Consider the following 20,366-nt stretch of genomic DNA (forward strand, 5'->3'; position numbering starts at 1 on the left):
GACGTGCACCACCTTACGTTCTCCACCCCTGACCTCACCACGTTCTGCCACCTCGACACACTCGGCCTGCACTGCACGGGCCAACACGTCACCGATTCAGAAACAGTTCTCCTGTGCACCCCAACCACTGACGATGAGTGGTGCCACCGATGCGGCGGACATGGCCGGCCCCGCGATACTGTGACCCGGAAATTGGCTCACGAACCCTTCGGGCACCGTCCCACCACCCTGCTCATCCGACTCCGTCGCTACAAGTGCGAACTCTGTGGGCGCGTGTGGCGCCATGACACCGACCAAGCAGCCCCAGCCAGGGCCAAGATCTCGCGCACCGGACTCGCATGGGCTTTGAAAGCACTCGTTGTCGATCACGCCACGATCTCCGTCATCGCGGCCAAGCTCGCTGTATCCTGGCACACCGCTAATGACGCGATCCTGGCCGAAGGACATCGGGCTCTCATCGACGATCCTTCCCGGTTCGATAACGTGAGCGTCATCGGCGTCGACGAACATGTCTGGCGGCACACCAGACGGGGTGACAAGTACGTGACCGTGATCATCGATCTCACCCCGATCCGCGATCGGGGATGAACCCTGAGTGGTGGACACGCTGAGTCTGGCCCATAATGGGGCTCTTCGCAGTTAGGGGTGTAATCGGGGTCTGAATCCTCCCGTCTCGAGCAAGCTTCGGGCGATGTAGTGGGTGAGGTTCCGGAACCCCAGCGCCGATCCACGTAGGTGTTCCAGCCTGCCGTTCAATGCTTCCGTCGGACCGTTCGACGTCCCCGGCCGATCGAAATACGCCAACACATCCATAGCCCGCTTCTTCAACGTCCGCCCCAGCCGGCGCAGCTCAACAAGACCAGCAGGCACCCCGGACGAGATGGAGTCGATGATCGACTGCAGCGACTTCTTCCCCGCGGTTCGGTCCGGGTTGCGGTAGGCGGTGATGATGTCTTGGAACACGCTCCAGGTCACCTCCACATCAGCATGATTCTCATCAGCAAAGAGAGCGACGATCCGTTGCTGCTGCCGCTCGGTGAGTAACTGACACCCGGTGTGCAGAGTCCGCCGGGCCTGATACAACGGGTCGCCCTTCTTCCCGCGGTGCCCGGTCGTTTCCTGCTGAACACGCCTGCGGACCTCGTCCAGACTGTCCCCGGCGAGCTTGACGACATGGAAGGGATCCATCACTTCCACCGCGGCCGGCAGCTCTTCGACAGCAGCGGTCTTGAACCCGGTGAACCCATCCATCGCCACGACCTCGATTCCATCGCGGAAGGCCTTCGACTGCCGGGCCAGCCACGATTTGAACACGGCCTTCGATCGTCCCTCAACCATGTCCAGCAATCTCGCTGGTCCTGTCTGATCGCGGATCGGGGTGAGATCGATGATCACGGTCACGTACTTGTCACCCCGTCTGGTGTGCCGCCAGACATGTTCGTCGACGCCGATGACGCTCACGTTATCGAACCGGGAAGGATCGTCGATGAGAGCCCGATGTCCTTCGGCCAGGATCGCGTCATTAGCGGTGTGCCAGGATACAGCGAGCTTGGCCGCGATGACGGAGATCGTGGCGTGATCGACAACGAGTGCTTTCAAAGCCCATGCGAGTCCGGTGCGCGAGATCTTGGCCCTGGCTGGGGCTGCTTGGTCGGTGTCATGGCGCCACACGCGCCCACAGAGTTCGCACTTGTAGCGACGGAGTCGGATGAGCAGGGTGGTGGGACGGTGCCCGAAGGGTTCGTGAGCCAATTTCCGGGTCACAGTATCGCGGGGCCGGCCATGTCCGCCGCATCGGTGGCACCACTCATCGTCAGTGGTTGGGGTGCACAGGAGAACTGTTTCTGAATCGGTGACGTGTTGGCCCGTGCAGTGCAGGCCGAGTGTGTCGAGGTGGCAGAACGTGGTGAGGTCAGGGGTGGAGAACGTAAGGTGGTGCACGTCGAGGTCTTTCGGATGGTTTGTCTAGGAAATTCCATCTTCGAAAGGCCTCGACCTATTTCTGTGTAGCGACGCGCACCGGTTCTACACCCTCAACTGCGAAGAGCCCATAATGGGCCGGAGAATGCGAGTAGAAACCATGCCAAAGAAGAAGTACTCCGATGAGTTCAAAGCCGACGCCGTCGCGCTGTACGAGACTCATCCCGATATGTCTTATTCCCAAGTCGCGGCCGATCTTGGCATCTCCCGTGGCGCGATCAAGTCGTGGGTGTTCCAAGCGCGGAAGGAAGCTGGCAAGGTGTCCACGAGCTCGCCTGATCGGCCCGAGACACCCGAGGAGGAGCTTGCTCGCCTGCGGGTCGAGAACGATTCGTTGCGGGCCGATAAGCGGTCTCTGCGGTCGGATGTGGAGCGGCTGGAAGAAGAGCGAGCGATCCTGCGGAAAGCCACGAAATATTTCGCGGCAGAGACGACCTGGTGATCCGTTTCCAGTTCGTTGACGACCACCGAAACACCCATGAGGTGAAGCGGATGTGTTCCGTGCTGGGTATCCAGCGCTCAAGCTTTTATAAGTGGTGTGCCTCCCGGCCGGCACGGGCGGCCAGGCAGGCTGCTGATGATGCTCTGTGCGAGCGGATTGAGCACCACTTCGAATTCTGGGACCACACGTACGGGTACCGACGGATCACGGCCGAACTCGCCGATGACCCGCACGTGGACGAGCCGGTCAACCGTAAGCGGGTTGCCCGCCTGATGCGGAACAACGGCATGGTCGGTATCCACTTGCGTAAGCCGAAGACTACGACGATCTCGGACCCAGATGCTCAGGTGTTTGCCGACCTGGTCGGCAGGGACTTCTCGGCCGCTGAGTTGGGCACGACCTACGTCGGCGACATCACCTACTTACCCTATGGCGATGAGGGGAAGTTCTTGTATTTGGCCACGGTCATCGACTTGTATTCGCGGCGGATCGTGGGCTGGTCGATCGCCGATCACATGCGGTCCAGTCTCGTCGAGGATGCGTTACAGAATGCAGTAAACAACAGAGAAACACTGGAAGGTGCGATTTTTCACAGCGACCATGGTCGTCAATATACGTCCTCGTCGTTTCAGGCGATGTGTCGTCGGTTCGGGGTGGTCCAGTCGATGGGCAGGGTCGGGTCGAGTGCTGATAATGCCCTGGCGGAGTCGGTCAACGCGGCGTTGAAGCGGGAGACGCTGCAAGGAGCGAAGCGGTGGGTCTCGGACCTCGAGTGTCGTCGTGAGGTGTTTCGGTGGTTGGTTCGATACAACTCGAGGCGGAGACATTCGAGTCTGGGTTATCGAGCACCGGTTGACTTCGAGGTCGATTACACATTTATGATGGACATTGCCGCCTGATAGTACACATTGATGTGTCCACTTCCAGGGGTTCACGCCCATCAGACAGGACCAGCGAGATTGCTGGACATGGTTGAGGGACGATCGAAGGCCGTGTTCAAATCGTGGCTGGCCCGGCAGTCGAAGGCCTTCCGCGATGGAATCGAGGTCGTGGCGATGGATGGGTTCACCGGGTTCAAGACCGCTGCTGTCGAAGAGCTGCCGGCCGCGGTGGAAGTGATGGATCCCTTCCATGTCGTCAAGCTCGCCGGGGACAGTCTGGACGAGGTCCGCAGGCGTGTTCAGCAGGAAACGACCGGGCACCGCGGGAAGAAGGGCGACCCGTTGTATCAGGCCCGGCGGACTCTGCACACCGGGTGTCAGTTACTCACCGAGCGGCAGCAGCAACGGATCGTCGCTCTCTTTGCTGATGAGAATCATGCTGATGTGGAGGTGACCTGGAGCGTGTTCCAAGACATCATCACCGCCTACCGCAACCCGGACCGAACCGCGGGGAAGAAGTCGCTGCAGTCGATCATCGACTCCATCTCGTCCGGGGTGCCTGCTGGTCTTGTTGAGCTGCGCCGGCTGGGGCGGACGTTGAAGAAGCGGGCTATGGATGTGTTGGCGTATTTCGATCGGCCGGGGACGTCGAACGGTCCGACGGAAGCATTGAACGGCAGGCTGGAACACCTACGTGGATCGGCGCTGGGGTTCCGGAACCTCACCCACTACATCGCCCGAAGCTTGCTCGAGACGGGAGGATTCAGACCCCGATTACACCCCTAACTGCGAAGAGCCACTAACATTCTGTGATTCGAGATTCCTATGACTATAGCCGCGGCTGGCCGGAATCACCCGTGTCGCACCGGAGGCCGCAGTCATGTCGTGCAGATATATCAGCGAGGTGACACCGCGATAGTCGTCAAATTTGTCCGTGTCTGCATCCCGATGCCATGGTGCCTCCATTCGTAGCCCCGAGGGGCGCATCCGCAAGAAGGACATGTCCAAATCGGCTGACGGGCTCAGGAGCTCACATACCGTATCGATAATTCGATGATCGGCCATCAACGAAAGCCAATTATCACCAGCAAGGACGGTATTGACCACGTGATACGTCGCGTATGGATTGTTCGGAAATCGCGCAAAATCCGGGTCGTCTAACGCACTGTGCATCGTAATGCGAGGGTTCCGCCCCTGAGGTGTTGAGAGCAACGAGGCCACCATGTTCTGCAGTTCGGTGACTTCATCGAACATAAACTCTTGCCGGAAGAGATATCCTTCGCGGCGAAAGTACTCAACTTCGGCGGGGGCGAGCGGGAGCAACGCCATAACAGGGCCCTCCAATCCTTCCGAATCGAGCCGTTAGAATGTATCCTAGGTCACAAGATCTCGAAGTGGGGTCTCTTGGATGATTGGAGCGAACATGACGCATGCCAGTGCTGCTGTAGACAAGACAAGCCATGAAGATGAACTGGACGATTTCCCAGAGTTGACCGTAGAAGTATCGCCGATCGTCGATAGGTCTCGTGCGACGTTCGCAAAGACTCACAACCGGCCGATGCTCGCAGAATTCACGAAGATTTTTTCGGATAGCGAAAAGTAGTCATAGATGCAGCGTGCGGAAGAACCCAGCACAGTTGCTATTGGGCGTTCAGCAATCCTTGGAGAAGCTGAGCGCCCAATTTCGTCAATGGGTTCCCAACTTGTCGCGATGCTGGGGCCGGACTTTCGGTCGCGCATGAGTCAACAGCTTGTATTTGAACGCGCGTTCCAAGGCTTCAAAAACGAGTTCTTCACGTGGAATGATCTGAATCATGCCCTCAATCGGCGTTCCGTCTTTCCTGCAGATCTTCAACTTTCCCACGACGGTGATGTGCTCCCTCGAGCGAAGTATTCGAATTCAGATGGACTCATTGACCTGCACCAGCTGTCACAGATCGTTCGAGATGGCGCGAGTATCATTGTCGATGGTCTGGACCGCATAAACGATCGAGTTCGAGACACCACAACAGACATCATGCGGCTGACTGGTGAGGTTGCTTCATGCAACTTGTTTGTTACGTTCTACGACTCGCAAGCTTTTCATAGTCACTTCGACGAAGTCGACACCGTCATCGTTCAGCTTGAAGGCACAAAGCACTGGCAGGTTCACGGTCCATCCGAGAAGGACCCTCTGCCCGAATATGGTGAAAGTGATCCCAGAAACTGCCCTAACGAAGTACTTCTTGATGCTGTACTTGAACCTGGCGACGTTCTTCACGTTCCTCGGGGATGGTGGCATACAGTCCGTGGTGCGGGAGGCAGAAGTTTACATGTTACTTTTGCGTTCACTCGCAAGACGGGGTTCGATTTCGTTCGTTGGCTCGCATGGAAAGCACTTGGTGATGAACGCATTCGGCAGAGTCTAGATCGATGGGGATCAGCTGAGTCGCGAATTGCTCAACGGGATCAGATTCTCGCGAGCTTCTTAAATGCGGCGGAATCACTAACTGTCGATGATTTTTTCAAAGAAGAGGCGTCCAAAGCGGACGGATGGCAAGGCGTGAGCCTGCCTTGGAGCATCACAGGAACTGACTTACCTGGAAACCTCAGGGTTCGCGTGCTCGCGGTTTTCGCACCGCTTCTTGAGTCCAATGAGGAGATACTTAAAATGACGTTCGCGGGGAACGTCGTGACCTTGTCCAAAGCATATGAACCTATCCTGAATAAGGTGCTGGAAGTTCAGAGCACAACGATAGAGGAGCTGGCGGAGGCCTCCGGAGCACCTCGCCGCGCGGTTGCTGATCTTGTGCGGCAGCTCCAAGTGATTGGACTCGTGGAGCTTATCTAGCGGATGAGTTGGACTCGCTGGTTGCAGGGTGGTGAAACCGTCGGTCCATCGCTGATCATTGCGCATGCAATGGCGACCAACCGGGAACTGCCGTTGACTCTAAACCCTTGGGATACGAGACGTCTCATTAACGTCAAAATGACGCCACTCTTATCCATCAAAGTTCCGCGAGCTCTCAGGCCTGGTCGCTTGTCGTCAAATTCTCATAACTATGTATTGTAACGTTAGGGTTGAATCGGTGTACTCACCGCTAGTTTTGAGACACATAGGAGCATCGCCGTGGCGAAACTGATCGGATACGCTCGCGTATCTACCCGCGACCAGTCGACTGATAGGCAGCAAGCTGACCTCCTTGCTGCTGGAGTTCGACGCGATGATCTTTATGTCGACCACGGCGTATCGGGGGTACGAGCATCACGACCTGAGTTTGATCGAGCACTCGAAGCACTCATCGACGGCGACACTCTCGTCATCACCACTCTCGACCGTCTCGGCCGGTCGACCCAGAACATGCTCGCCTTCGCCGAAGAGCTCCGGGTCCGTGGGGCAGGCTTACGCGTCCTTAACCTCGGTGGCGGCGATGTCGACACTGCAACCCCGATGGGATCGATGCTGTTTACCATCATGGCTGCGCTCGCACAGATGGAACACGAGATCAAACGAGAACGAGTTACCGATTCCATCAAAAGACGTCGCGACGCTGGCCTCGACCTCGGCGGTCGGCCTCGCCGAATCACAGACAGTCAGATCCGTAATGCAATTCGCTTGATCGACAGTGGTGAACCGGCCGCGCAGGTTGCCCGAGATCTGGGGATTTCCAGAGCCACGCTCTACCGTCGAACACGCCTGCTCGCTGAGTAATCAGTTTTTTCGTCCGGTCAAGATCTCCCTTGAATTCGACGAACGCTGCCGTCACCAACTTCCGCTCATCCACATGCGGCCTGCTCATTTGCCGACCTTCGCCAGTACTTCGGTTGTCCCACCCGTGATTGACGACGGGCTTGGTCGAGGCCGGTCTCTTCGCCACCGACAATGCCTCGAGGCGGACGGTGTGGTCGAGGATCTGCTTTGATAGGGCGGCGGGTTTGATGCGTTTGAACGCCGCATTCAGCGTGATGATCGGACGCTTGCGCATCTTCTTGTGCTCGATTGCCCTCCGGTGAGGCGTCTTCGAGCTGTCGTGTTTCTTGGTGACCTTCGCCCCACGGCGCGTCCTCGACACCAGCTTCTGCTGGGGCAGCAGATAGTTCGTGAAGACTCGGGCGAGATCCCAAATCTGGTTCAGCAGCTCCAGTTCGGAAGGAGTGTCATAGCGCAGGTATCCGACGGGTTCTCTGACTCTGGCCCAGTTCTTCTGCTCGACATGAGCCCCATCGTTCTTGTTGCCCGACCTCGACCGGGTGAACGAGATCTGATGCTCGATGCAGTAGGCCAGGAGATGCTCGTTGATGAATTCCGACCCCTTATCGGAATCGACGCCGATGAGCGGAAACGGGGACACGCTGATCACGTGTTCCAGGGCCTCGAATACCCATTTCGCGGCTTAGTTCTTCACCGACCGATTCACCGTCCAGCCGGTGCTGATGTCAGTCACGGTCAGGGTGAAGCAGTACTCGCCGCCTATGTTTCCACCTTCGTGTCACCTAACCCTGCATCAGTCCCTGTCGACGAGGTCGATCTCGACGAGCTCCCGACAGCGTCGCCCCACTCGGCCCAGGTTCGGACTGGAATCTGGGACTTCAGTAATGACCCAGATTTCGTGTGGGACCGTCTTCTGGGCAGCATCTTCTTGCGTTGAGGCGAGTTTCCGGTCGATCGTGGCCGGACTCATGGCCATGAGGAGGTCTACCTGGGCATCGGTGATGTCAAGTTCCTTACCGTGACGAAGCATCGAAGCCAGCAGGCCTCCTGCCGGTGCTCGCAGCACTGCCCAGCAGGTGATGAGGGCTGGCATCAGGTCCGGAGGGGGTAGATCGGTGCACGGATGGTCGGGGTTTGACGGGCGTCAGCGTGTTCTTCAAAGCGGCGCCAGCGTAATCGCGATGCTATCCGGTGAGGTCGATGAATTCGTCATTTCCGGAGATTTTGTTGTGAGGCAACGATCATGAGTTCACGAAGGTTTTCAACGAGTCAACTCGTGCGGTTGCCGTGAGATAGAACGCCGAGTAAACTGTTTGGCGTAAGCCCCGCGTGGACCGCTGGTTTCGACCAAGTCGCCGGGGCACTGCTTTTTTGGCATACTTGTCAGATGTCAGACCAATGGATCGACTCGTGGCTTGGAGCCGCCCGTTTTCAACGCTATGTGGATGAGTGTGATGGTGATCGAGTACGGGCGCTCGAGCTGTACGAATGGAACGTCGAAGCCGGGCAGTCACTTATGCACGATATCGCTCACTTTGAAGTTGCGCTCCGCAACGCCTACGATGCAGCGATTTCAGCCACATGGCCCTATCAGAAGCACTGGCTTCTTCACTCCGAGTCCCCGGCCGTGATGCCTATCTGGCGCACACGGCTGGTCAAGGGCATCAAACGAGGGTCAGACGTCAATTACCGCACCCGGAAAAACGTCGATGACGCAATCAAAAAATGCGGTTATGGGAACGCCAACCCGGGCAAAGTCATCGCGGAGCTATCGTTTGGCTTCTGGCGTCAGCTCACGACGAACGCAATGGAGAAGAGTGTCTGGGTACCTCATCTGCACACTGCGTTTCCTCAAGGCACGTCGCGAAGCACCATCGATACTCAGATTTCGGCAGTCAATAGGCTGCGGAATCGAATCGCCCATCATGAACCTTTGTTCACTTCCACTGTCGACCTGAGTATTTGAAGCTTTGGGGACCACCCGATCGTGCGGTTGGGGACCACCGATATTGCCTGTGGGGGCCAGCAGCCGTGGACCTCGGGGCCACTGGCCGCCCATCAGCTCATCGTCACGGGTTCAAAGCAGCATGTTCTCTCATGTTGTGACTGCCGGTCTCGACCCAGACCGTGTTGTGCACGATCCGGTCCATGATCGCATCCGCGTGGACTCCGGATCCGAGTCGTTGATGCCAGTCCTTCTTCGCATACTGGGTGCAGAACACCGTCGACGCACAGTCGTAGCGGCGTTCGAGCAGTTCCAACAGCATGCTGCGCATCGACTCATCCGGATGATCGAGCAACCATTCGTCTATCACGAGAACGCTGAACGCGGCGTACTTCTTCAAGAACTTCGTCGTGCCCATCGGTTTGTCCAACGCCTGCGCCCAAGCTTCTTCAAGATCAGGCATGCGAATATAGTGCGCACGGATCCGGTGCTGGCAGGCCCGTTTGGCCAAGGCGCACCCCAGGTACGATTTCCCGGAACCGGTGAACCCTTGGAACACGACGTTCTGGCCCCGCTCGATGAAACTGCAGGTCCCCAGCTGGGCGATCACGTTCCGATCCAGGCCGCGTTCATCGACCCTATCGAGTTGACGCAGGTCGGCTGCCGGGTAGCGCAACCCGGCCCTGCGGATGAGTCCCTCGATTTTGGCGTGATTGAATACCGAATGGGCTTCATCGACGACCAGTCGCAACCGTTCGTCGAAGCTCATTCCCATGGTCAGATCCTCGTCTTGGGCCTCGAGTGCCTCCAGCAGGGCCATCGCGCCCATTTCGCGCAGTTTGCGCTTGGTCTCTGTATCGATCGAAGTCACCGAGTCCCTCCTGCATAGTAGGAGGCACCGCGGACGTAGCCGCCGTGCTCGACAGGTTCGGTCCGGGCGGGTCTGGTCTGGTCCTGACCGGTGGCAAGGAGCGGTTGCACATGCGCATACCGTGGCGACCGCACCGGCCCCGCCAGCGTAATCCGGCAAGCGGCTTCGACCCGGTCGGCAGAGTAGCGGCGAGAGAGTCTCAACACCGCCAACGCCGGGTTGACCCCTTGCTCGTCGATGGCTACGGACTCGAAGATGCGATTGATGACGACCAGCGTCGACGCCCCGATCCTCTCGGCCCATTGGCGTATCCGGGCCGCGTCCCACTGCTGGTATCTGTCCCCAGCAGGAAGGTCAGCATCATTCGTGCGATACTCATTGACCGCAGTCTCTGGCAGCAGCAGGTGAGTCGTGACTCGCTGGTCCCCGCGGTAGACTTCGAGGCTGCGGTCGGTGATGCGCAGATCGACTTTGGATCCGATGTGCTCAAACGGCACCGAGTAATAGTTGCGCGCCCAGCTCACATGCCCGTTCCTGGCCACACGCCGCCCATAGATCCACTGACTGATCTCGTAGGCCACCTGCGGCAGCGGTGTCAACAGCGGTTCCTCCTCCGTGGTGAAGACACTGAGCCTGGATCCGGGCCGCTTCTGGAAAGGTTCAGCATTATAAGCGCAGACTCTCTCCTCGATCGCGGCCGTCAACGTCGGCAGCGATGTGAACCGCCGGTCACGTAGCCCTGCGATCACCCATGTGGCGACATGTCCAACAGTATTCTCAACACTCGCCTTGTCTTTTGGTGCCCTGATTCTGCCCGGTAGAACAGCAGCCGAATAGTGGGCAGCCATTTCCCGATAGGCGTCGTTGAGCACGATTTCACCGTCGCGAGGATGAGTGATGACTCCGGTCTTGAGATTGTCGGGCACGATCCGCGGTGTTGAACCGCCGAAAGCGGTGAACATCGCCACATGCGCCCGGAGCCACGAGTCCTGACTCATGTCCAGGCTCGGGTGCACGAATGCGTACCTGCTGAAGGGCAGACACGCGACGAACAGATAGACCGTCTTCGGCTTGTCTGCCCCCGTGTGCAGTTGCATTGTCGGACCGGACCAGTCGACCTCGATGGTCTGGGCGGCTTTGTGTCCCACACGAGAAGCTGCACCGGTGACGAGGACGTGGCGCTGATAGGTGCGGCAGAACCGGTCATAACTCATCGCCGGATCACCAGCCGCAGCGCACTCATCGGCGTACTCGCCATGGAGGAGCTTCAGCGTCACCCCGACCCGGGCCATTTCCTTATGGATTGCCTTCCAGTCAGGTTGGGCGAACACGCTGTGATGGTCCCCGCGGCCCGGAAACAGGAGGCCATACACTTCACTGTCAGCACGGTCCTTGACATCATCCCACCCGAGTCCCGCAGCGTCGGCGGCCTCGAGGACCTGCGTGACCGATTTGCGTGACATTGCCTGGGAGCCAGCGATCGCTCTGCCCGAGAGCCCCTCGGCTCGAAGCTGTAACACCAGCTTGGCCCTGATCTTGCGTACCATTGATAATCTCCTTTCGCCGCGTGCCCAATACACGCGGTGAAAGGAGCTTATAGTTCGTGGCCCCCGCACACGCCATAGATGGTCCCGACGCCCACGATCACGCGACCAAGCAACTGGCCCCCGAGCTCACGATTGACGGCCCCCAACAAGACGGATATTCACGACCCAAGCGCCATCCACGCAGACATGATGGACTGCCTCTTGCTGTTGTCACCGTATGTGCATGCGCATATTCTGCACACTTCAAAAGTCTCTCAGATGCTAGCGGAGAAGCCATGATCGTGAGTTTCAATAGTAAATGGCAGTCTTCTGCTAGAGATCGGTGGCGATCCTGAAATCATCACTTCTGCCTTTGAGCTCTGGCCCTATGGAGCCTTGCCTGCCAAAACCAATTGCGACACGTCACCGGTCGTCGCTCAAGCCATCAGCGACGCGGGAGCTTAACCGGGACCGCGCAACACCCCAATAGAGCTGAGTATCGAGAGCATGCGTCGACTCGTTAGCCACCTTTCCCAAGCCCTGGGTAGCTACTAGCCCGACGTTGCCGAGTAGCCGTGGCCCCATGGCAGTCTGTCTATCGAATCGGGTATGCACCACGCTCGTCATGGACTTCGTCTCCTGCAGTGGGCGGGGTGAAGATGCACACACCTTGAATGTCCGTATGAGCGTACAGCGTGTGCCTGTCATGGTCGTTAAGCACATAGAGAGTCCCCGCAGTGATGACATGCTGAGCACCGCTGTCGGCCTCTTGGACCTGGCCGTGACCGCTGATGCAGTAGACCGCTTCAATATGGTTCTGGTAGTGAAGCTCTAAGCTCGTACCGGCAGTGACGGTAGTGATGTGGATCGAGTAGGGGAACCCGTCGCTGCGCACTAGGATGCGATCGCTTTCCCAGCCAGGTCCGTTGACAGTCTCCAATGAGCGTGAACGATCTCCATGCTGGCGAATAATCATACGCCACCTTCCATAAGCACGGAGCCAATGGGGCCCACCCGGACCAGGATCTCTGGGCCGTGATCTGAGTCAGGGAACATGGACGATGAGAACAGCTCGGTCGATGCTACCGGGGCACCATACAATGCGCCCAGCTTCTCCAGCGTCCGAGCTGGTGGTGATGGGACTGCGGAGACTGTGGCTTCTACAAACTGGATCGAAGAAGACTTGATCAAGGGCTCTGCCACCGAGCGCAGCAGGCATATGCCCAACCCGGTTCCTCGAAATGCCGGACTGATCACTTGCTGCCAGATCATGAGCGTATCCGGGGCGTCAGGTTGAATGTAGCCGGTGATGAAAGCAGCCACCTCACCCTCGTGACGCACCACTCGAGTGGTGTTCATGAAATCACGGCACCAGATCATGTAGTAGTAGGCGGAATTCTGATCAACTTCAGGAGTCGATCTCACCAGCGACCACATCGACGCTGCGTCTTTAAGGGTGGGGGTCTCTGGTGATACTTCCGTGGCAGTTGCGACATGTGTGATGCTCATGCCTCGGAGCTTAGGGAGCCTTCGAGTTGCCGTCTATTTCCTGATTTGCAAACTTACTGATGTTTAGAAGTCACAGATAGTAGTCATCCCGGCGATCGAGTGTTCGGGTTGCGATGAGCTGCGCAAGGGTCTCGATGGGCTGGCTGCCCTCAGCTCCGGTGAGTGTACAGAGGAGCAGCTTGCGATGTGGTGTTGGGCTGCCACCCAACGGCACCCGGGCGGCTGTGGACCGGAAAGTCGCGAAACGAGAAGTCAGGCTGACAGCTCCAGTGGCTTCGACGAGGTCGGCGACAGCTTGAGTGTCCTGGGCGTAGTGGATGACCTCTGGAGTGAAGCCTGCGGCGTGGCAGGCGCTAAGAACCTCCTGATGGCCAGATCGATCAGCACCGGGCAGTATCCACCGGTCTTGGGAGAGTCCACCCAGTTCGACCCAGTTTGAGGCCGCGGCGCGGTGGTGTGAAGGAATAAGAGCGTCCATGGGTTCGCTGGCCAGTGTGTCCTGGTGGAAGCGATGATCACTGGCTGGTGGCAGATCAGCGCGTGCGGGGACGATGCACGCATCAAGATGTCCTGCAATAAGCTGATCGAAGCACTGGGGCGCCTCTGTCTCCGACAGATGCACGCTCAGCCGTGGGTGTGCCGCGGCAAGTTCCTCAAGGTTCGGAGCGACCAGCGCCGAGAGTGCAGTCGGATGAGCGCCAAGCCAGAGTCTCCCAACCACTTCGGTCTCCTTGGTCAAGGCTGACTTGGTCTGCTCCCAGGCAGCGTGCGTCTCGTGCGCGTAGGCCACCAGATGCTGACCGGCTGGAGTCAGTCGCACCTCCCTGCCGTGCTGTTCTAGAAGCTCAACCCCCAATTCGTCAGCCAGTCCACGTAGTTGGCGTGAGTACCCCGAGGGGCTGCGATAGAGCAGATGAGCGGCTTCGGTGATAGTTCCCACCTGAGCCAGCACCCTCAACAGCTCGATACGTCGATCCAACATGCACTCATAGTACATAGATTCGTTTACAAACAGGCACTAGAAGTCATCAGAATCCCGAGACAAAATGAGCATCAGCAGGCACAGGAGTGAAGGAGAGAAATCCCTATCGGTGAATTACTGGGAATCGCAGCGGCGATCATGTTTGGATCTTCCCACTTCTTCAACGGCGTCCTCTCGCGTCGTGTACCGGCTATGAACATCGCCGTGTGTTCTCAGCTTGGCGGGGCGTTTCTGTTCGGAGGGTGGACGCTAGCTCGCTTCGACGGAGGGCCGAGCGGGCAGGATCTGTTCTGGGCTGCAGTTTCCGGAGTCGGGGCGGGGCTCGGGGTCGCTGCTCTCTACGAGGGGATGCGCCGGTGTCGCATATCGGTGGTTGTACCAGTCACCAGCATCGTCTCTGTCGCGCTGCCGTTCCTCGCCTCAGTCATTATCCTCGGTGACAGGATCGAGACCCCTCTGGCTCTAGCCGCATTGCTACTCGTTCCAGCTACCTGGCTACTGAGCCGACCAGCAAGCGCTTCGCACACGAAAGACACCTCGCCGGTGGTTACCCCACCAGAGCGGTCACCGCAAGAGACTTCAGCGAACAACGCAGTCGCCGTGGCGCTCGGTCTTGTCGCCGGTCTGGGATATGCCACCCAGCTCTTCGCATTGAGCCGGATATCTTCCCCTGAACCAGCCGCCCCGATGCTGGTTAGCCAGATTGTCAGCGTCATCCCGCTGGTGCTCCTGCTGTACTACAGATCAGGACGGTGGCTGCCCGCAGGAGGCGGGGCAACTTTGAGCAAGGCTGCCGGGGTTGGCGGGTTGGCCGCGCTGGCCATGGTCTCTTATCTCTATGCGACCCGTGAAGTTGCTCTAGCCCCGGTGATGATCGCGATCGCTCTCTACCCAGCACTGCCAGTGATTCTCGCCTTGGTTGTGCTCAAGGAGCGGTTGAGCACACCGCAGATCGGCGGACTCGGCATCGCCGCCATCGTTCTCCCCCTCATCAATCTAACCGGATAGAAGCAGGTAGCCGCCTCGGTATCGGAACACCACGAAGCAGTACGTACGGCAATGTCAGTGCCTATAGGCGTTTTCCGCATGTTCCCCGTCGGTCTCCCTTATCGGGCCCGCTGGTCACTGAGCGAGGACTGGTTCCCGGACCAGATCGTGCTCGGTGATTCGTGGAGGCGGGTGAGGCTGATGGGACCGGACTTCCAAAGCAACACCAGGATTCACCCCTGCCAGTTGTGAGGTGTGGTTATGACAACTGAGGTGGCCTATCCAGACTGTCTGAGTTGGCCCATCCGCGGTGTCCGTTTGAGAGCCTTCACGGACAGTCAGTTGTAGAAGCTCAGGACAACCGGAATTGTGATCAAAGCGACCGATGTGGATGTAGCAATGGTGCTCGACACGATTCGCGGATCTGCATCCTCAGATTGCGATAAGACGTAAGCAGTCGTTGACGTCGGCATCGCGGCCATTACAACGAGTCCAATCACCCAGTTCCGATCCAGATCGGATGCGAACAATACGATGGCCCCGATCGTTAAAACCGGAAGAGTGATGAGTTTGACGAAGTTCGTCAACAATAGCGCCGTTGTCGGCACCGAGCCTTCTCTGAGGCCACGTAGTGAACTAGGTAGTTTCAGACCCACCGCAAACATCGCTAAAGGAACCGCAGTCTGGCTGAATAACTCCACAGGCTGCGAGATCGCAGGTTGCAGATCCACATCTACCAGCGCCAACACAACACCGGCAACGATACTGATGGTAATCGGATTGAGCAGTAACGCTTTCTTCACCGCAGCCCACACCTGCTGCCGCGCTGAAACAGTATCCGAGGAGCGGGCGAACAAGGATCGTATAAGTGGATACCCGAGCATAAACATCACGTTGTGTACCAGTTGACCGATTGCAGCCGGCAATCCTGCCTCCGGACCGAGGACGCTCAGTGTGATTGGTACTCCGAGGTATCCCACATTGCCGTAGCTAGCCGCCAACGAAAGCGGAGCAGCCAGCGAACGTACTTGACCGCGCACGAGGTGGGCTATGGTGAACGTAGCTACCGATGTCACGGCGGGGACGCTGAAAGCGATCAGCACGAACTCCCATGGAACACCGCGTTCGATCGGCGCTGATGCGACCGCGGAGAAGAGAAATGCCGGTAGTGCGAAGTAGAGCACGAACGTCGACAGTGCCGGTTCAGTCGAGTACACCTTCGGTGAGAAGCTCGCGCCGACACCGATAAGAATGACAACGAATAGTGGCCCTATCACTGTGAGAATCTCCGCCACGTTCAACCGCCGGGCCTTAGGCGGGGCTGCAGATCAGTTTCTAACTGCTGGTGTTGCGTGCTCGATGATCTCGTACGCGCTCTCGTGTACGGCATCGGTCGGAGCAGTAGTGCTTCGACCGGGTCGGCGAATGATCGACCAGGATGTCGGCGCAGGACGAGGATTCGCAGATTCCCAGACGTGATGTCGGCTCGATCTTGAGATGGTCGAGGAGAGAAACGGCGAGCGTGACTGTCAGCAAGTCGCTCTGATCGGGCACAGACCAGCCCGTTTGCACTTCGTCGTTGCGGCTGGTCACCATAGGACTGATCCGAAGTTCGGACACCAATCCGGTCAACGCTGATGCTACGTCGGTGGGCCAGGTTGCCGAAAACACAGTATGGATCCGATCGACGGCCCCGACGATCATCTCGTCTCCAGGCTGCGGCAACTCCTGCGGCCACACTTGTCGTAGCTCGGCGCGAGCATGGTTGTCTGCGTCCGGATACCCTGCCCAGGGGTGAAGGGAAACTTCTTGAGGCACAGTCGCCCACTCGTTGACGAGTTCGACCACGGTGCTGATCGAGATACTGGGTACAGGGGACGGCATGCCTATAAGCATATCGTTGCCGTTTCTGCATGGACATCAAAGCGCGATCTGGGCTTGTGTTGTCTTCTTCGACAAATCCGCGTAGATCAGATCAAGGATCGGGGTTAGCACACCGGTTTTCTGCGACCTGTGCACCACGGCCCCGATTTGGTCCTCCAGTTCTGATGGGCGTCCCGCAATGACATCGCGATGCATCGACGATGTCGTAGAGGCTGAGAACCCGTTGAGGTAGATCTGCATGTTCGCGTCGTGATCCCCATCCTCCAGGTACACTCCTTCGCTTTCGGCTACGGAGAAGACCTCGTTCATGGCCGCCGCTACGAGGTTGCGAGTGCGTACATCGTTTCGTGTCTCGCCCACGGTGGCGTCGAGTACTGCACCGACGCCACCGTAGGAGCAGATCAGTGCGAGTTTCCGCCAGAGCACACGGGCTATCTCGTTGCTCCACGTAATATCGATGCCGGCTGACTTCAGGGGTTCGAGGAGAGTATCAGCAGCAAGCTCGGGCTCTCCGGCCAAGCTGCCCACCACTAGCGCCGCCTCGGGACCGATGACTGTCACGTTCAGCAGATCGGTCCGTTGGGCGATGACGACGGTCGAGCTCGCGAATATCTGCTCAGGGCTCAGCTGTTCAGCAGCGACGCGCGGTGCGTCGATGCCATTCTGCACTGTCAGAATAGGTGCGCCGGGTTTCAACGCATCCCGCATGTCCTGGGTAGCCGAGGCGACCTGCCATGCCTTCGTCGTGATGATGGCTGCATCAGCGGACACAGAGCTTAGGTCGCTAACAATTTTGATGCCGCTGACTGTCTCAACGATTTTTCCATTGTCGACTCTCAAAGGTTCCGTGCGACTGCGATCTGCGGCTTCACTACGAGCCTTCAAGACCACCTCGTGGCCTGCCTGGGCGAGGCGGGCAGCGAAGTAGAGGCCCAGGCCGCCGCCACCGTAGATAAGTACTGTCATTGCGGCACGCTATCCATTGAGAGACCGATGGGCTGTTCGCGCAGAACTTGCTTCGCTGTCTCAATGATGTCGGGCAGACGCACAATGTCGTCGTGGAAGTCGCGAATTCGTGCAGTCAGTTGTTCATATTCAGCGAGCTTGGTGGTGTACTGCCTATCGAACCGAGTCTGCATACGTTCGTAGACTTCGGAGATGATCTCGGCTGTCAACGCCGCTTCATTGATCCCGCCTTCAATAAGGATCTGTCGCAAATAGGCGGGGAAGAGGCCGATGCGGTTGAGGAAGTAGTCGACGTCTCGGCTTACTCCCAAATAGTCGGGGACATTGACGATGCCGGCGTTTTCGTTGGTGACGAGAAACCCGCTGACCGGGCGATATGGAGTCGGAACAGTGAGGTAGGTCTGTTCAGAATACCGCGCAGCCTCAGCAACAGCAGCCACGTCAACTGGGCCTGAATCGACCGTGATGTTGTTCTCGTCGAACATTTGGGTGATCGATTCCAGTTCGGCGAGGCCAGCTCGATTGCCGACTCCGGCGACGCCTCCTTCAATGATCTGGAAGCCATGGAGCACGCTGACTATTGAATTGGCCGTGCCGAGTCCGCGGTCGTTGTGTCCGTGGAGATAGAAGTCGATGTCGGGATTGTCGTTGACGAGATTTGCCGCCAGGACGGCAGTCGAGTCTGGGAATAGCGTGCCCACTGAATCGTTGATCCGGATGAGGGAGACGCCTACCTGACGAACCCGGTCAATTTGCGATATCAGATGCTCGTACTTGTCTTCGTCGATTTCCGTGGAGAAGGCGTTGAGCAGACTCGACCGCAACCGTCCGACGCCGATGTTGTACAGCCGGTCTGCCACTTGTTCGAATAGCTTCTTGTCGGACTCGATCTCGATCATGCCGATGCTGACGTAGATCCGGTTGAGCATCGAGCGTGGCACGTCTTTCTCCAGTCGATCAATCAGTGGCTCCCACGTTTTAAGAGTCAGATTGAACGAGAATGTGGTGTCGTCGGTGATCGCGTCGGAGGACTCTTGGATCAGGAGCAGTTGGCGCAGAAAGTTGGCCTCGTTCATTCCTGAGCCGACATCGATGTCTTTAATTCCCGCCTGCGAGAGCTTCTCGACGAGGCGGATCTTGTCAGGGTCGGAAGCTCCGTAGAGAGCTCGTTCACCACCCTCGCGGATGGTCTCGTCGGAAATGGTCTTGATGGAGAAATCTTGATAGCGAGGTGAGTGGTGAAGGGGGAAACTCAACATGGTGGGGAACTCCTTTGAACGCCAGACATGAAAACGTAACTGCCTTAACCCTATAAGGCTGTTACATTAAGTCAATTCTGAGGACGTCATATGACGTCACAGCTCCTGGGGCCGCCTTCTCCCGCCTGCAGGCCTTGAGCCCGCACGGTTGCTGCAGGTGGATGCTGGACAATATTAGGTCTGAAGTTCTATTGATGGTGGTGTGTAATGATCTTGACCGCGCTTCCCTTCAGAGTTCGCACTCCCCTGCAGCTCGTCTATTCCCTCGAAGCGATTCGAGCAGGATTCCCTTCTTCGGCGCGGGACGACGCGGACTCCTCGGTCGACCTCAACGAAGCGCTAATCTCCGACAAGACGTCGCCCTCCATCGAGTAGTCGTCGGCGACTCGATGGAGGGCGACGACATCTTCGACGGTGACGAGATCCTCGGGAAAACACCACTGGGGTCACGGCTGGCTCGTCACCCAGGAGGTGCGTGGCCAGGATCTGCACGAGGCCTGGACTACGCGCTAACTCTTGCGGAATAAAAAGAGGCGGCTCGTCATCTCTAGAATCGGGCTGACTGATCAGATTCAGACACGATCGATCATAATGTTCACGAAGGAAGACCACACCTGATGGCACATTCAATCGTGACCGAACCGGTTAGAGCCGGCATCCAGCGGTTCGTTCTTACGCTGGCTCTTTCGCAGAAACGCGTGAACGGAAGACACATGAGTGAAGACCGAATGCTTCAGTTCTATGAAAGTCGAGGAACTTACCCGGAGTGCCAGGCAGGCTGGTACCGACTCATTCTCGATCTCGATGCTAAGATCGGCAGCATCGAACCGGGGTACAAAGTTGATCAGATCAAGGAGAAGTTCGGCGGCCTACGGTTCTACTACGACGAAATAAGTGTCAATGACGACAACCGCGAACGTGTGGACAAACTCGTTGATGCGGCCGAACAGATATCGTACACGACATGTGAGGTGTGTGGCGTCTCCGACTCGACTGTCACTACCAGCGGACCCTGCTGGGTGAAGACTCTCTGCTCAGAGCATAGAAAATAGCGAGAGAAGTTCACAATTACGCCGCCGGCGGCCTCACTCGCAGTAGCTTCGAAACGCTGAGGGCGGACTTTCAGCAAATGAAAGTATGAGTTCGTACCCACTACTCCAAACCGAGGGCAAAAAGGATGTCCGTGCGTGATCCTTGGACAACATCAAACTCGCCTGTAGCAGGATCGTGAATCAGCTCCGACCCGAATCGACCATCAACGCTGTTGAGGACTGCTGCAAGATTCCGAACTGTTCCTGAGTACACGTCGAGGAACCCGAACTTGTCGCCAGTCCGCTCCACACCATCGATGAGCAGATCACCGAGCCGGTACTGTGCGGAGGCGAAGAACGGCCCCGTTCATCCATTTCGAACACCTCATCGATGCCCGCCATACCACTGTGG

At 57.8% G+C, this 20,366-nt stretch carries 18 protein-coding genes and 2 pseudogenes; 9 read left to right on the plus strand and 11 right to left on the minus strand.

All coding sequences use genetic code 11. The features are described from left to right. Positions 1-3: 3 nt before the first annotated feature. Positions 4-579: pseudogene (locus tag CXR29_RS03770) on the plus strand (transposase); the annotation flags it as partial. Between the two features lie 60 nt (positions 580-639). On the opposite strand, the gene CXR29_RS03775 reads toward CXR29_RS03770, so the two are convergent. Beyond that, positions 640-1,941, minus strand: a complete 1,302-nt coding sequence (locus CXR29_RS03775; RefSeq protein ID WP_009881950.1) for an ISL3 family transposase — start codon at positions 1,939-1,941, stop codon at positions 640-642. A gap of 139 nt (positions 1,942-2,080) precedes the next feature. Between CXR29_RS03775 and CXR29_RS03780 the strand changes: the two genes are divergently transcribed. Both CXR29_RS03780 and CXR29_RS03785 read left to right on the plus strand, forming a co-directional pair. Beyond that, a protein-coding gene (locus tag CXR29_RS03780) for an IS3 family transposase (RefSeq protein WP_370036584.1) occupies positions 2,081-3,321 on the plus strand; the annotation gives its coding sequence in 2 pieces (ribosomal slippage) (positions 2,081-2,408 and positions 2,408-3,321; 1,242 coding nt in all). A 45-nt stretch (positions 3,322-3,366) separates the two neighbouring features. Continuing rightward, positions 3,367-4,089 (plus strand): annotated as a pseudogene (locus CXR29_RS03785) (ISL3 family transposase); the annotation flags it as partial. Here the strand turns inward: CXR29_RS03785 and CXR29_RS03790 are convergent. Next, the gene (locus tag CXR29_RS03790) at positions 4,078-4,632 is read right to left on the minus strand and encodes a phytanoyl-CoA dioxygenase family protein (RefSeq protein WP_127363947.1); all 555 of its coding nucleotides are present in this window, start codon (positions 4,630-4,632) and stop codon (positions 4,078-4,080) included. The pseudogene CXR29_RS03785 and the gene CXR29_RS03790 sit on opposite strands and share 12 nt — an antisense overlap. 94 nt (positions 4,633-4,726) lie before the next feature. Here CXR29_RS03790 and CXR29_RS03795 point away from each other — a divergent pair, with 94 nt between their 5' ends. The 4 genes from CXR29_RS03795 to CXR29_RS03815 all read left to right on the plus strand — a co-directional run bounded on the left by CXR29_RS03795 (position 4,727) and on the right by CXR29_RS03815 (position 8,960). Next, entirely contained in the window at positions 4,727-4,906 is a 180-nt protein-coding gene (locus CXR29_RS03795; RefSeq protein WP_127363948.1) for a hypothetical protein, read from the plus strand. A gap of 87 nt (positions 4,907-4,993) precedes the next feature. Beyond that, on the plus strand, positions 4,994-6,133 hold the full coding sequence (locus tag CXR29_RS03800) for a JmjC domain-containing protein (protein ID WP_164742771.1): 1,140 nt from the start codon (positions 4,994-4,996) through the stop codon (positions 6,131-6,133). A 279-nt stretch (positions 6,134-6,412) separates the two neighbouring features. Further along, complete coding sequence (locus CXR29_RS03805) at positions 6,413-6,994, plus strand: recombinase family protein (protein ID WP_127363950.1); 582 nt, start codon at positions 6,413-6,415, stop codon at positions 6,992-6,994. A 1,387-nt stretch (positions 6,995-8,381) separates the two neighbouring features. Then, on the plus strand, positions 8,382-8,960 hold the full coding sequence (locus CXR29_RS03815) for an Abi family protein (protein ID WP_127363951.1): 579 nt from the start codon (positions 8,382-8,384) through the stop codon (positions 8,958-8,960). Between the two features lie 103 nt (positions 8,961-9,063). Here CXR29_RS03815 and CXR29_RS03820 read toward each other — a convergent pair whose 3' ends face one another. The 5 genes from CXR29_RS03820 to CXR29_RS03845 form a co-directional block, all read right to left on the minus strand. After that, entirely contained in the window at positions 9,064-9,810 is a 747-nt protein-coding gene (locus CXR29_RS03820) for an ATP-binding protein (RefSeq protein WP_009883781.1), read from the minus strand. Continuing rightward, complete coding sequence (gene istA, locus CXR29_RS03825; RefSeq protein ID WP_009884100.1) at positions 9,807-11,357, minus strand: IS21 family transposase; 1,551 nt, start codon at positions 11,355-11,357, stop codon at positions 9,807-9,809. The genes CXR29_RS03820 and istA overlap by 4 nt, the downstream gene beginning before the upstream one ends. 574 nt (positions 11,358-11,931) lie before the next feature. After that, a complete protein-coding gene (locus CXR29_RS03835; RefSeq protein ID WP_127363953.1) occupies positions 11,932-12,312 on the minus strand; it encodes an ectoine synthase in 381 nt (126 codons plus the stop codon). Next, a complete protein-coding gene (ectA, locus tag CXR29_RS03840; RefSeq protein ID WP_127363954.1) occupies positions 12,309-12,845 on the minus strand; it encodes a diaminobutyrate acetyltransferase in 537 nt (178 codons plus the stop codon). The genes CXR29_RS03835 and ectA overlap by 4 nt, the downstream gene beginning before the upstream one ends. A 70-nt stretch (positions 12,846-12,915) precedes the next feature. After that, the gene (locus CXR29_RS03845) at positions 12,916-13,827 is read right to left on the minus strand and encodes a LysR family transcriptional regulator (RefSeq protein ID WP_164742772.1); all 912 of its coding nucleotides are present in this window, start codon (positions 13,825-13,827) and stop codon (positions 12,916-12,918) included. Between the two features lie 117 nt (positions 13,828-13,944). On the opposite strand from CXR29_RS03845, the gene CXR29_RS03850 reads away from it, so the two are divergent. Then, the gene (locus tag CXR29_RS03850; protein WP_277601934.1) at positions 13,945-14,835 is read left to right on the plus strand and encodes an EamA family transporter; all 891 of its coding nucleotides are present in this window, start codon (positions 13,945-13,947) and stop codon (positions 14,833-14,835) included. 317 nt (positions 14,836-15,152) lie between these two features. Here the strand turns inward: CXR29_RS03850 and CXR29_RS03855 are convergent, their stop codons facing one another. Genes CXR29_RS03855 through CXR29_RS03870 form a run of 4 tightly spaced genes read right to left on the minus strand, consistent with a single transcriptional unit; the run spans position 15,153 to position 18,923 of the window. After that, positions 15,153-16,109, minus strand: a complete 957-nt coding sequence (locus CXR29_RS03855) for an AEC family transporter (RefSeq protein WP_164742773.1) — start codon at positions 16,107-16,109, stop codon at positions 15,153-15,155. Positions 16,110-16,149: 40 nt separating this feature from the next. Continuing rightward, on the minus strand, positions 16,150-16,698 hold the full coding sequence (locus CXR29_RS03860) for a CGNR zinc finger domain-containing protein (RefSeq protein ID WP_164742774.1): 549 nt from the start codon (positions 16,696-16,698) through the stop codon (positions 16,150-16,152). Positions 16,699-16,734: 36 nt separating this feature from the next. Continuing rightward, complete coding sequence (locus tag CXR29_RS03865; protein WP_127363959.1) at positions 16,735-17,664, minus strand: ketopantoate reductase family protein; 930 nt, start codon at positions 17,662-17,664, stop codon at positions 16,735-16,737. Further along, on the minus strand, positions 17,661-18,923 hold the full coding sequence (locus tag CXR29_RS03870; RefSeq protein ID WP_127363960.1) for a 2-isopropylmalate synthase: 1,263 nt from the start codon (positions 18,921-18,923) through the stop codon (positions 17,661-17,663). Before CXR29_RS03870 ends, CXR29_RS03865 begins: the two co-directional genes overlap by 4 nt. Positions 18,924-19,540: 617 nt before the next feature. Between CXR29_RS03870 and CXR29_RS03875 the strand changes: the two genes are divergently transcribed. Next, complete coding sequence (locus CXR29_RS03875; protein ID WP_127363961.1) at positions 19,541-19,975, plus strand: hypothetical protein; 435 nt, start codon at positions 19,541-19,543, stop codon at positions 19,973-19,975. The last annotated feature ends 391 nt before the right edge of the window (positions 19,976-20,366 follow it).

The organism is Brevibacterium linens (genome assembly GCF_003999335.1).
GTDB classification, from domain to species: domain Bacteria; phylum Actinomycetota; class Actinomycetes; order Actinomycetales; family Brevibacteriaceae; genus Brevibacterium; species Brevibacterium linens.

What these genes read in the sequence shown, in the direction of transcription:
- CXR29_RS03790 (WP_127363947.1), bottom strand. Translation starts at nt 4,632, where the DNA reads ATGGCGTTGCTCCCGCTCGCCCCCGCCGAAGTTGAGTACTTTCGCCGC.
- istA (WP_009884100.1), bottom strand. Translation starts at nt 11,357, where the DNA reads ATGGTACGCAAGATCAGGGCCAAGCTGGTGTTACAGCTTCGAGCCGAG.
- CXR29_RS03835 (WP_127363953.1), bottom strand. Translation starts at nt 12,312, where the DNA reads ATGATTATTCGCCAGCATGGAGATCGTTCACGCTCATTGGAGACTGTC.
- CXR29_RS03845 (WP_164742772.1), bottom strand. Translation starts at nt 13,827, where the DNA reads ATGTTGGATCGACGTATCGAGCTGTTGAGGGTGCTGGCTCAGGTGGGA.
- CXR29_RS03795 (WP_127363948.1), top strand. Translation starts at nt 4,727, where the DNA reads ATGACGCATGCCAGTGCTGCTGTAGACAAGACAAGCCATGAAGATGAA.
- CXR29_RS03800 (WP_164742771.1), top strand. Translation starts at nt 4,994, where the DNA reads ATGGGTTCCCAACTTGTCGCGATGCTGGGGCCGGACTTTCGGTCGCGC.
- CXR29_RS03870 (WP_127363960.1), bottom strand. Translation starts at nt 18,923, where the DNA reads ATGTTGAGTTTCCCCCTTCACCACTCACCTCGCTATCAAGATTTCTCC.
- CXR29_RS03860 (WP_164742774.1), bottom strand. Translation starts at nt 16,698, where the DNA reads ATGCCGTCCCCTGTACCCAGTATCTCGATCAGCACCGTGGTCGAACTC.
- CXR29_RS03815 (WP_127363951.1), top strand. Translation starts at nt 8,382, where the DNA reads ATGTCAGACCAATGGATCGACTCGTGGCTTGGAGCCGCCCGTTTTCAA.
- CXR29_RS03865 (WP_127363959.1), bottom strand. Translation starts at nt 17,664, where the DNA reads ATGACAGTACTTATCTACGGTGGCGGCGGCCTGGGCCTCTACTTCGCT.
- CXR29_RS03875 (WP_127363961.1), top strand. Translation starts at nt 19,541, where the DNA reads ATGGCACATTCAATCGTGACCGAACCGGTTAGAGCCGGCATCCAGCGG.
- ectA (WP_127363954.1), bottom strand. Translation starts at nt 12,845, where the DNA reads ATGAGCATCACACATGTCGCAACTGCCACGGAAGTATCACCAGAGACC.